Origin of the sequence: Mycolicibacterium bacteremicum, assembly GCF_002086115.1 — a bacterium.
Classification (GTDB): Bacteria; Actinomycetota; Actinomycetes; order Mycobacteriales; family Mycobacteriaceae; genus Mycobacterium; species Mycobacterium bacteremicum.
The window spans coordinates 71,483-82,164 of the sequence record NZ_MVHJ01000023.1; the positions used below are offsets into that span (position 1 = coordinate 71,483).

General features: G+C 65.8%; 13 protein-coding genes. 11 read left to right on the plus strand and 2 right to left on the minus strand.

The window, feature by feature from the left end; genetic code table 11:
• The first annotated feature begins 31 nt into the window (after positions 1-31).
• From BST17_RS21635 to BST17_RS21680, 10 genes are all read left to right on the plus strand, one after another.
• A complete protein-coding gene (locus tag BST17_RS21635; protein WP_083060972.1) occupies positions 32-487 on the plus strand; it encodes an ATP synthase subunit I in 456 nt (151 codons plus the stop codon).
• 10 nt (positions 488-497) lie between these two features.
• Entirely contained in the window at positions 498-1,286 is a 789-nt protein-coding gene (gene atpB, locus BST17_RS21640; protein ID WP_083060959.1) for a F0F1 ATP synthase subunit A, read from the plus strand.
• 69 nt (positions 1,287-1,355) lie between these two features.
• Entirely contained in the window at positions 1,356-1,622 is a 267-nt protein-coding gene (locus BST17_RS21645; protein ID WP_083060960.1) for a F0F1 ATP synthase subunit C, read from the plus strand.
• A 12-nt stretch (positions 1,623-1,634) separates the two neighbouring features.
• Positions 1,635-2,132 carry a F0F1 ATP synthase subunit B gene (locus BST17_RS21650; RefSeq protein WP_083060961.1) on the plus strand — a complete coding sequence of 166 codons (498 nt, stop codon included), beginning with the start codon at positions 1,635-1,637 and terminating at the stop codon, positions 2,130-2,132.
• A 4-nt stretch (positions 2,133-2,136) separates the two neighbouring features.
• Entirely contained in the window at positions 2,137-3,468 is a 1,332-nt protein-coding gene (locus BST17_RS21655) for a F0F1 ATP synthase subunit B/delta (RefSeq protein WP_083060962.1), read from the plus strand.
• A gap of 48 nt (positions 3,469-3,516) precedes the next feature.
• On the plus strand, positions 3,517-5,163 hold the full coding sequence (gene atpA / locus BST17_RS21660) for a F0F1 ATP synthase subunit alpha (protein ID WP_083060963.1): 1,647 nt from the start codon (positions 3,517-3,519) through the stop codon (positions 5,161-5,163).
• Positions 5,164-5,170: 7 nt separating this feature from the next.
• A complete protein-coding gene (locus tag BST17_RS21665) occupies positions 5,171-6,100 on the plus strand; it encodes a F0F1 ATP synthase subunit gamma (protein WP_083060964.1) in 930 nt (309 codons plus the stop codon).
• Positions 6,101-6,137: 37 nt separating this feature from the next.
• Positions 6,138-7,568, plus strand: coding sequence for a F0F1 ATP synthase subunit beta (gene atpD / locus BST17_RS21670; protein WP_083060965.1), 1,431 nt, complete (start codon positions 6,138-6,140; stop codon positions 7,566-7,568).
• A gap of 30 nt (positions 7,569-7,598) precedes the next feature.
• Positions 7,599-7,964 (plus strand): F0F1 ATP synthase subunit epsilon, encoded by a 366-nt coding sequence (locus tag BST17_RS21675; protein ID WP_030136029.1) that lies wholly within the window; start codon positions 7,599-7,601, stop codon positions 7,962-7,964.
• A gap of 12 nt (positions 7,965-7,976) precedes the next feature.
• Entirely contained in the window at positions 7,977-8,411 is a 435-nt protein-coding gene (locus BST17_RS21680) for a DUF2550 domain-containing protein (protein WP_083060966.1), read from the plus strand.
• On the opposite strand, the gene BST17_RS21685 is transcribed toward BST17_RS21680, so the two are convergent.
• Positions 8,408-8,986, minus strand: a complete 579-nt coding sequence (locus BST17_RS21685) for a cob(I)yrinic acid a,c-diamide adenosyltransferase (RefSeq protein ID WP_083060967.1) — start codon at positions 8,984-8,986, stop codon at positions 8,408-8,410. The two genes, BST17_RS21680 and BST17_RS21685, sit on opposite strands and share 4 nt — an antisense overlap.
• Before the next feature lie 83 nt (positions 8,987-9,069).
• Between BST17_RS21685 and murA the strand changes: the two genes are divergently transcribed.
• Positions 9,070-10,329 (plus strand): UDP-N-acetylglucosamine 1-carboxyvinyltransferase, encoded by a 1,260-nt coding sequence (gene murA, locus BST17_RS21690; protein WP_083060968.1) that lies wholly within the window; start codon positions 9,070-9,072, stop codon positions 10,327-10,329.
• A gap of 160 nt (positions 10,330-10,489) precedes the next feature.
• Here the strand turns inward: murA and BST17_RS29510 are convergent.
• Positions 10,490-10,682: hypothetical protein (locus tag BST17_RS29510; protein WP_207573692.1), on the minus strand; the 193-nt coding region annotated here is incomplete at its 5' end.

Here is a 10,682-nt window from a genome sequence, read left to right on the forward strand (position 1 = left end):
CCCTCGACGCCGCGGGATTGAGGTGAACCACGTGACGACACCAGCGCATGACGCGCCCCTGGTGTTCCCCTCAGTCGCTTTCCGTCCGGTTCGGCTGCTGGTCGTCATCATCGCCCTCACCGCGCTGGCCATCACCGCCGCCGGTTTCGTCGGCCACATCTTCTTCGGTGTCTTCTTCGGTGTCGGTCTCGGCCTCGGTTTGCTCAACGCACTGCTGGTGCGGCGGGCGGTCGAGTCCATCACGATGGAAGACCACCCACTCAAGAAGAAGATGGCTCTAAACTCCGCCACGAGACTGTTGGTCATCACCGCGGTCGGACTGGCAATCGCAATCTTCTTCAAGGGACACGGCGGCATCGCCGTGCTGTTCGGGCTGGCGATTTTCCAGGGCCTGCTGGTGATGAGCACCAGCATCCCGGTACTGCGGAAGATCCGCGCCAACGGTTTGGACGTCGAAGACGTCTCTGCATCGGATTCGAAGGGCTGAGCGCACGGGCATGACTGAGACCATTCTCGCCGCCGAAGAGGGTGGCACCGCCATCCACGTCGGACACCACGTCATGGTGTTCGAACTGTTCGGCATGACCTTCAACGGCGACACGATCATGGCCACCGCCATCACGGCGCTGATCATCATCGGTCTGGCGTTCTACCTGAAGTCCAAGGTCACCTCGACCGGTGTCCCGGGTGGCGTGCAGCTGTTCTGGGAGGCGCTGACCATCCAGATGCGCCAGCAGATCGAGGGCTCGATCGGCATGAAGATCGCGCCGTTCGTGCTGCCGCTGGCCGTCGCGCTGTTCGCCTTCATCCTGATCTCGAACTGGCTGGCCGTGTTCCCCTGGCAGTACGGCGGTTCCGACGGTGCGGCCGCCGAGCTCTACAAGCCGCCCGCCTCGGACATCAACTTCGTGCTGGCGCTGGCCCTGTTCGTCTTCATCTGCTACCACGCGGCCGGTGTCTGGCGCCGCGGCGTCGTCGGCCATCCGGTCGCCGTCGTCAAGGGCCACGTCGCCTTCCTGGCGCCGATCAACATCGTCGAAGAGATCGCCAAGCCGATCTCGCTGGCACTCCGACTTTTCGGCAACATCTTCGCCGGCGGCATCCTGGTCGGCCTGATCGCGATGTTCCCCTGGTACATCCAGTGGGCCCCCAACGCCATCTGGAAGACATTCGACCTCTTCGTCGGCCTGATCCAGGCCTTCATCTTCAGCCTGCTGACCATCCTGTACTTCAGCCAGGCGATGGAAGTTCACGACGACCACGACTCCAAAGAGCACGCGCACTGACAAGACCCGCACGACCCGTATGAAGCAGTCCTGGTGGCACCGCCGCCAGTTACAAGGAGGAAGAAAGTAATGGAACTCGATCCCAACGCCATCATCACTGCTGGCGCGCTGATCGGTGGCGGTCTGATCATGGGTGGCGGTGCCATCGGCGCCGGTATCGGTGACGGTATCGCCGGTAACGCGCTGATCTCGGGTATCGCCCGTCAGCCCGAGGCCCAGGGCCGGCTGTTCACCCCGTTCTTCATCACCGTCGGTCTGGTCGAGGCCGCGTACTTCATCAACCTGGCCTTCATGGCGCTGTTCGTCTTCGCCACGCCCGGCCTCATCGAAGGTTAAGAACCCGCCGGTATGGGTGAAGTGACCACGACCATTCTCGCGGCCGAAGAGGGCGGGGGGACCAGCAACTTCCTGATCCCCAACGGCACCTTCTTCGCAGTGCTGCTCATCTTCCTGATCACGCTCGGCGTGATCTGGAAGTGGGTGGTACCGCCGATCAGCAAGGTGCTCGCCGAGCGCGAGGCCATGCTGGCCAAGACCGCCGCGGACAATCGCAAGTCGGCCGAGCAGGTGGCCGCCGCACAGGCCGACTACGACGAGGCGATGGCCGGCGCGCGCGCCGAGGCATCGGCTCTGCGGGACGAGGCGCGCAACGAGGGCCGTCAGGTCGTCGACGCGAAGCGGGCCGAGGCCAGCGGTGAGGTCGCCGAGACGGTACGCCAGGCCAACGAGCAGCTGTCCCAGCAGGGCACGGCCGCTCAAGCCGAGTTGGCCTCGTCAGTGGATGGCCTGTCGGCCACCCTGGCCGGCCGCATCCTCGGCGTCGACGTGAATTCGGGACGGAAATAGGTAGATGTCGACATTCATCGGACAGCTGATCGGCTTTGCCGTCATCGTGTTCATCCTCGTCAAATGGGTGGTGCCCCTGATCAAGGGGTTGATGGTCAAGCAGCAGGAGGCCATCCGCGTTGCCCTGGCCGAAAGTGCCGAGGCGGCAAAGAAGCTCGCTGATGCCGATGCCATGCACGCCAAGGCGCTGGCCGAGGCGAAGGCCGAGTCCACCCACGTCACCGACGAGGCGCGTCAGGACTCTGAGCGGATCAAGGCGCAGCTGGCCGAGCAGGCCGGGGTCGATGCCGAGCGCATCAAGGCCCAGGGCGGACAGCAGGTCCACCTGCTCCGTCAGCAGGTGGTCCGCCAGCTGCGGCTCGGGCTCGGTGCCGAGGCCGTGGCCAAGGCCGAGGAACTGGTGCGTGCGCACGTGGCCGATCCGGCCGCCCAGTCGGCAACCGTCGACCGCTTCCTCGACGATCTCGATCAGATGGCTCCCTCCGAGGCGTCCGTCGAGACCGGCGCGACTGCGGGTCTGCGGGCCGCCAGCCGGGAGGCGCTGGCCACCCTGGTCTCCGAGTTCGACTCGGTGGCAGGCGGTTTGGACGCCGAAGGTTTGACGAAGCTGGCCGATGATCTGACCGCAGTGGCCAAGCTGCTGCTCACCGAGACCGCACTGGCCAAGCATCTGGCCGAGCCGACCGACAACTCGTCGGCCAAGGTGGCGCTCGCCGACAAGCTGCTGACCGGCAAGATCGGCGATCCCGCCCTCACGCTCGTCCGCACCGCGGTCGGACAGCGCTGGTCCACCGAGGCCAACCTGGTCGACGGCATCGAGCACATCGCGCGGCTGGCCCTGCTGCAGCGTGCCAACGTCGCCGGCGAGGTCGACGAGGTCGAGGATCAGCTGTTCCGGTTCGGTCGTGTCCTGGACAGCGAACCGCGGCTGACCAATCTGCTCAGCGACTACACCACCGATTCCGCCGGCCGAATCGGCCTGCTGGAGAAGGTGGTCGGCGATGCCAACAACGGCACCGCGGCCGCGCTGCTGGCCCAGACGGTCACCCTGCTGCGCGGGGAGCGCGCCGACGTCGCGGTCATCGACCTCGCCGAGCTCGCGGTCGCCCGTCGCGGCGAGATCGTCGCGCACGTCAGCGCTGCGGCGGACCTGACCGATGCCCAGCGCGAACGGCTCACCGCCGTGCTGAGCCGCATCTACGGGCACCCGGTGTCCGTGCAACTGCATGTCGATCCGGCGCTGCTCGGTGGTCTCTCGATCACCGTCGGCGACGAGGTGATCGACGGTTCCATCGCGTCCCGCTTGGCTGCCGCGCAGACCCAGCTGCCGGACTGACCCAGCAGACTTATCACCCAGATCAAACAGGTAGGAAGACGAAAAACCATGGCAGAGTTGACAATCTCCGCTTCTGATATCGAAGGTGCCATCGAGGACTACGTATCCTCGTTTTCCGCCGAGACCGAGCGGGAAGAGATCGGCACCGTCGTCGATGCCGGCGACGGTATCGCCCACGTCGAGGGACTGCCCTCGGTCATGACCCAGGAGCTGCTGGAGTTCGAGGGCGGCGTGCTGGGCGTGGCGCTCAACCTCGACGAGCACAGCGTCGGCGCCGTGATCCTGGGCGAGTTCAACAAGATCGAAGAGGGCCAGCAGGTCAAGCGCACCGGCGAGGTTCTCTCGGTCCCGGTCGGCGATGCCTTCCTCGGCCGTGTGGTCAACCCGCTGGGCCAGCCCATCGATGGCCAGGGCGATATCGCCTCGGACACCCGTCGCGAACTGGAACTGCAGGCCCCCTCGGTGGTGCAGCGTCAGGGCGTCGGCGAGCCGCTGCAGACCGGCATCAAGGCCATCGACGCCATGACCCCGATCGGCCGCGGCCAGCGCCAGCTGATCATCGGCGACCGCAAGACCGGCAAGACCGCGGTCTGCGTCGACACCATCCTGAACCAGCGTCAGGCCTGGGAGACCGGTGACCCGCAGCAGCAGGTGCGCTGCGTGTACGTCGCGATCGGCCAGAAGGGCACCACGATCGCGTCCGTGAAGCGCGCTCTCGAAGAGGGCGGCGCCATGGAGTACACCACCATCGTCGCGGCCCCGGCGTCGGATCCGGCCGGCTTCAAGTGGCTGGCTCCCTACACCGGTTCGGCCATCGGCCAGCACTGGATGTACGACGGTAAGCACGTCCTGATCGTCTTCGACGACCTGACCAAGCAGGCCGATGCCTACCGTGCCATCTCGCTGCTGCTGCGTCGTCCGCCGGGCCGCGAGGCGTTCCCCGGTGACGTCTTCTACCTGCACTCCCGTCTGCTGGAGCGTTGCGCGAAGCTGTCCGACGAGCTCGGTGGTGGTTCGATGACGGGTCTGCCGATCATCGAGACCAAGGCCAACGACATCTCGGCGTTCATCCCGACCAACGTCATCTCGATCACCGACGGCCAGTGCTTCCTGGAGTCCGACCTGTTCAACCAGGGTGTGCGCCCGGCCGTGAACGTCGGTGTGTCGGTGTCCCGTGTCGGTGGCGCCGCGCAGATCAAGGCCATGAAAGAGGTTGCCGGCTCGCTGCGTCTGGACCTGTCGCAGTACCGCGAGCTGGAGGCCTTCGCGGCCTTCGCCTCCGACCTGGATGCGGCCTCGAAGGCACAGCTGGACCGCGGTGTGCGGCTGGTCGAGCTGCTCAAGCAGCCCCAGTACAGCCCGCTGGCGGTCGAGGACCAGGTCGTCGCGATCTTCCTCGGAACCCAGGGCCACCTGGATTCGGTTCCGGCCGAGGACGTTCAGCGCTTCGTCGACGAGCTGCTGGAGCACGTCAAGGCCAGCCACTCCGACATCCTCGACGGAATCCGCGAGACCAAGAAGCTCTCGGACGATGCCTCCGAGAAGCTGGTCACCGTCATCAACGACTTCAAGAAGGGCTTCTCGGCGAGCGACGGCAGCTCCGTCGTCAACGAGGCCGACTCCGAAGCTCTGGATCCCGAGGACCTGGAGAAGGAATCGGTCAAGGTCCGTAAGCCTGCACCCAAGAAGGCCTAGGTAACCAATGGCAGCCACACTGCGCGAGCTACGCGGACGTATCCGCTCCGCCGGGTCGATCAAGAAGATCACCAAGGCCCAGGAGCTGATCGCCACGTCGCGGATCGCCAAGGCGCAGGCGCGGGTCGATGCGGCCCGGCCGTACAGCACCGAGATCACCAACATGCTCACCGAGCTGGCGGGAGCCAGCGCGCTGGATCACCCGCTGCTCGTCCCGCGGGACAATCCGAAGCGGGCCGCCGTGCTGGTGGTGTCCTCGGACCGCGGTCTGTGCGGTGGCTACAACGCCAACGTGCTGCGCCGCGCCGAGGAGCTGTTCTCGCTGCTGCGTGACGAGGGCAAGGACCCGGTGCTCTACGTGGTCGGCCGGAAGGCTCTGGGCTACTACAGCTTCCGTGGCCGCGAGGTCGTCGAATCGTGGACCGGCTTCTCCGAGCGGCCCGAGTACGAGAACGCCAAGGAGATCGCCGAGACGCTGGTGACGTCCTTCATGTCCGGCGCCGACGACGACGACGACGACGGCGGGGCCGACGGCATCCTGGGTGTCGACGAGATCCACATCGTGTCGACGGAGTTCCGCTCGATGCTGTCGCAGACCGCGGTGGCACTGCGGGTCGCCCCGATGGTCGTCGAGTACGTGGGTGACGACGAGCCCGAGGACGGACCGCGCACGCTGTTCTCCTTCGAGCCCAATGCCGAGACGTTGTTCGACGCACTGCTGCCGCGCTACATCGCGACCCGCGTGTACGCCGCACTGCTGGAGGCGGCCGCCTCGGAGTCGGCTTCGCGCCGGCGCGCCATGAAGTCGGCCACCGACAACGCCGACGATCTGATCAAGGCACTCACGCTGGCGGCCAACCGCGAGCGTCAGGCACAGATCACCCAGGAAATCAGCGAGATCGTCGGCGGCGCGAACGCGCTGGCCGACGCGAAATAGTCTTAGAGCAAGACCCTTTCAGGAAGCGAAAAGGAATATGACTGCTGTCGCAGAAAAGACCACGACGGGTCGCGTTGTTCGTATCACGGGCCCCGTGGTCGACGTCGAATTCCCGCGTGGCTCCGTGCCCGAACTGCTCAACGCCCTGCACGCCGACATCACCTTCGGTGCGCTGGCCAAGACGCTGACCCTGGAGGTCGCCCAGCACCTCGGTGACAACCTGGTGCGCTGCATCTCCATGCAGCCGACCGACGGCCTGGTCCGCGGCCAGGACGTGTCCGACACCGGCGCCTCCATCTCGGTGCCCGTCGGAGACGGCGTCAAGGGCCACGTGTTCAACGCCCTCGGTGACTGCCTCGACGAGCCCGGCTACGGCAAGGACTTCGAGCACTGGTCCATCCACCGCAAGCCACCGGCCTTCGCCGACCTGGAGCCCCGCACCGAGATGCTGGAGACCGGTCTGAAGGTCGTCGACCTGCTCACCCCGTATGTGCGTGGCGGCAAGATCGCCCTGTTCGGTGGTGCCGGCGTCGGCAAGACCGTGCTGATCCAGGAGATGATCAACCGCATCGCCCGCAACTTCGGTGGCACCTCGGTGTTCGCCGGCGTGGGGGAGCGCACCCGTGAGGGCAACGACCTGTGGGTCGAGCTCGCGGACGCCAACGTGCTCAAGGACACCGCCCTGGTGTTCGGCCAGATGGATGAGCCGCCGGGCACCCGTATGCGCGTCGCCCTGTCCGCACTGACCATGGCGGAGTTCTTCCGCGATGAGCAGGGCCAGGACGTGCTGCTGTTCATCGACAACATCTTCCGGTTCACCCAGGCCGGTTCCGAGGTCTCGACCCTGCTCGGTCGTATGCCTTCGGCCGTGGGTTACCAGCCGACGCTGGCCGACGAGATGGGCGAGCTGCAGGAGCGCATCACCTCGACCCGTGGTCGCTCGATCACCTCGATGCAGGCCGTGTACGTGCCCGCCGACGACTACACCGACCCGGCTCCGGCCACCACGTTCGCCCACCTGGACGCCACCACCGAGCTCTCCCGCGCGGTGTTCTCCAAGGGCATCTTCCCCGCGGTGGACCCGCTGGCGTCGTCCTCGACGATCCTGCACCCCAGCGTGGTCGGCGACGAGCACTACCGTGTCGCCCAGGAAGTCATCCGGATCCTGCAGCGCTACAAGGATCTTCAGGACATCATCGCCATTCTCGGTATCGACGAGCTGTCCGAAGAAGACAAGGTTCTGGTGTACCGCGCCCGCAAGATCGAGCGCTTCCTGAGCCAGAACATGATGGCTGCCGAGCAGTTCACCGGTCAGCCGGGCTCGACCGTGCCGCTCAAGGAGACCATCGAGGCCTTCGACAAGCTGGCCAAGGGCGAGTTCGATCACCTGCCCGAGCAGGCGTTCTTCCTCATCGGCGGTCTGGACGACCTGGCGAAGAAGGCAGAATCGCTCGGCGCCAAGCTGTGATTGACGCGGTAACTCGAAAGGTGGTGTGCTGTGGCTGAACTGGACGTCGAGATTGTCGCCGTCGAGCGCAAGCTGTGGTCCGGCAAGGCCACGTTCGTCTTCACCCGCACCACCGCGGGCGAGATCGGCATTCTGCCGCGGCACATTCCGCTGGTGGCGCAGTTGGTCGATGACGCGATGGTGCGCGTGGAGCGCGAGGGCGAGGACGATCTTCGTATCGCGGTCGACGGAGGATTCCTGTCGGTCACCGAGGGCGGGGTCAGTCTCCTGGTGGAGAATGCCCAGTTCGAGTCGGAGATCGATGCCGATGCGGCCAAGCGTGACTCCGAGTCCGACGACGAGGCCACCGCAGCGTGGGGCCGTGCGCGGCTGCGTGCTGTAGGGCAGATCGACTAGTAGGCAACGCCGATGAGCGCGTCCATGTTGTTCATGGTCGCGCTCGTCGGCGTTTTGCTGCTTGCCGTCGCCGCGCTCGGCTACCGACTGTGGAAGCTGCGTCAGGTCGGCGGCACCGCGGCGATCCTGCGAGATTTCCCGGCCGAGGGTGGGCACGGTTGGCGCCACGGGGTGTTGCGCTACGGCGAGTCCGCGGCCGAGTTCTATCGGCTGTCGAGCGCACGCTGGTGGCCGGACCGCCGGCTGAACCGGCTCGGACTGGAAGTGGTGTCCCGGCGTGCCCCGCGCGGTGACGAGTTCGACATCATGAGCGACGAGATCGCCGTGCTGCAGTTGCGCGACGGCGACCGCGACTTCGAGATCGCGCTCGATCGCGGTGCACTGACCGCGTTCACGTCCTGGCTGGAATCGCGGCCCTCACACCGGGCCCGGCGCCGGTCGGCCTAGCTGCTGCGCTGACCGCCCGGCTGCCATTTGACATCGCCGTCGGGGTTGGCGACCCGGGACAGGATGAACAGCAGATCGGACAGCCGGTTGAGGTATTTCGCCGGCAGCACGCTCACCCCATCGCCGTACTGGTCGACCGCCCGCCAGGCCGAACGCTCGGCTCGCCGCGTCACTGTGCGCGCCACATGCAGCTGGGCCGACAACGGCGTCCCGCCCGGCAGGATGAACGAATCCAGCTTGGGCAGGTCCTCGTTGAACTCGTCGCACCAGCCCTCGAGGCGATCGATGTAGTCCTGTAGGACCCGCAACGGTGGGTACTCCGGATTCTCGACGACCGGCGTGGACAGGTCGGCGCCCGCGTCGAACAGGTCGTTCTGCACCTGCAACAACACCGCGCGGATGCGGTCTTCCGGCCGGCCGACCGCGATGGCGACGCCGATGGTGGCATTGGCCTCGTCGCAGTCGGCGTACGCCTCCAACCGGGCGTCATTCTTGGAGACGCGACTGAAATCACTCAGCCCGGTGGTGCCGTCGTCGCCGGTCCGGGTATAGATGCGGGTCAGGTGCACGGCCATGGCTAAACCGTACCGGCCGCGCCCGCCGGATCGGGACTTCGGCCGTTCTGAATCCAGGGCGCGGTCTGCTTACACTGGCCCGCGTGAGCGATCGTTTCGTGGTGACGGGCGGGAGCCGGTTATCGGGCGAAGTCGCCGTCGGGGGCGCCAAGAACAGCGTCCTGAAGTTGATGGCGGCGGCATTGCTCGCCGAGGGCACCAGCACGATCACCAACTGCCCCGACATCTTGGATGTTCCGCTGATGGCGGAGGTCCTGCGCGGGCTGGGCGCGACCGTCGAACTCGATGGTTCCACCGTCCGTATCACCTCCCCGGATGAGGTGAAGTACGACGCGGATTTTGCCGCCGTCCGGCAGTTCCGGGCGTCGGTGTGCGTGCTCGGTCCCCTTGTCGGCCGGGGGAGACGGGCCCGGGTGGCGTTGCCCGGTGGTGACGCGATCGGATCGCGGCCGCTGGACATGCATCAGGCCGGCCTGCGACAACTCGGCGCCCGGTGCAATATCGAGCACGGATGCGTTGTCGCCGAAGCCGATCACCTCCGGGGCGCGGAGATCCAGCTGGAGTTCCCATCGGTCGGGGCGACCGAGAACATCCTGATGGCCGCCGTGCTCGCCGAGGGCGTCACGACCATCCACAACGCGGCACGTGAACCGGATATCGCCGACATCTGCACGATGCTCAACCAGATGGGCGCCCAGGTTTCGGGCGCCGGCTCATCGACGTTGACGATCACCGGGGTGGACCGGCTGTATCCGACCGAACACCGTGTGATCGGGGACCGCATCGTCGCGGCCACCTGGGGCATTGCCGCCGCGATGACCCGCGGCGACATCTCGGTGACCGGAGTCGACCCCGCACATCTACAGCTCGTGTTGCACAAGCTGCACGACGCGGGCGCGACGGTCACCCAGAACGACAACGGCTTCCGGGTCGTCCAGTACGAGCGCCCGAAAGCGGTCAACGTCGCGACGCTGCCGTTTCCCGGATTCCCGACCGACCTGCAACCGATGGCGATCGGGCTGGCCTGTGTCGCGGACGGCACCTCGATGATCACCGAGAACGTCTTCGAAGCACGCTTCCGGTTTGTCGAGGAGATGATCCGGTTGGGTGCGGACGCGCGAACCGATGGTCACCACGCGGTGGTGCGCGGAATCCCGCAGCTGTCCAGTGCGCCGGTATGGGCATCGGATATCCGCGCCGGCGCCGGCCTGGTGCTCGCCGGCCTGGTCGCCGATGGCGAGACCGAGGTCCACGACGTCTACCACATCGATCGGGGCTACCCGATGTTCGTCGAGAACCTGGCGAGCTTGGGTGCCGGCATCGAGCGGGTAAGCTCGCCGTAGTCGGCAGATCCGCGAGTTTGGGCCTCTGACCTGCGGATTTGACTTCGCAACGTCGGTAGTTCTAATCTTTTGAAGTCGCCGCGGAGACGCGAGACAGAGAAGCTTGACTCGCCAGACAAGATAGTTTAAGCTGGCAGGGTTGCCCCGAACCGGGTAGCTTCTACACAATATGGTCTGTTGTTTGAGAACTCAATAGTGTGTTTGGTGGTTTTTGTTTGTTGTTTTTGGCCATCTTGGTGGGGGACTCCCCGTCTTCCTGCCACATAAGATGGTTTGTTTTTTGATGCCAGTTTTTGGTGTCTTTTGTTTGGTTCAGGTTTTTCTGATTCGAATTCTGCCTGGTGCTTTGTGTG

What these genes read in the sequence shown, in the direction of transcription:
- atpA (WP_083060963.1), top strand. Translation starts at nt 3,517, where the DNA reads ATGGCAGAGTTGACAATCTCCGCTTCTGATATCGAAGGTGCCATCGAG.
- BST17_RS21655 (WP_083060962.1), top strand. Translation starts at nt 2,137, where the DNA reads ATGTCGACATTCATCGGACAGCTGATCGGCTTTGCCGTCATCGTGTTC.
- BST17_RS21685 (WP_083060967.1), bottom strand. Translation starts at nt 8,986, where the DNA reads ATGGCCGTGCACCTGACCCGCATCTATACCCGGACCGGCGACGACGGC.
- BST17_RS21650 (WP_083060961.1), top strand. Translation starts at nt 1,635, where the DNA reads ATGGGTGAAGTGACCACGACCATTCTCGCGGCCGAAGAGGGCGGGGGG.
- BST17_RS21680 (WP_083060966.1), top strand. Translation starts at nt 7,977, where the DNA reads ATGAGCGCGTCCATGTTGTTCATGGTCGCGCTCGTCGGCGTTTTGCTG.
- BST17_RS21665 (WP_083060964.1), top strand. Translation starts at nt 5,171, where the DNA reads ATGGCAGCCACACTGCGCGAGCTACGCGGACGTATCCGCTCCGCCGGG.
- atpB (WP_083060959.1), top strand. Translation starts at nt 498, where the DNA reads ATGACTGAGACCATTCTCGCCGCCGAAGAGGGTGGCACCGCCATCCAC.
- atpD (WP_083060965.1), top strand. Translation starts at nt 6,138, where the DNA reads ATGACTGCTGTCGCAGAAAAGACCACGACGGGTCGCGTTGTTCGTATC.
- BST17_RS21645 (WP_083060960.1), top strand. Translation starts at nt 1,356, where the DNA reads ATGGAACTCGATCCCAACGCCATCATCACTGCTGGCGCGCTGATCGGT.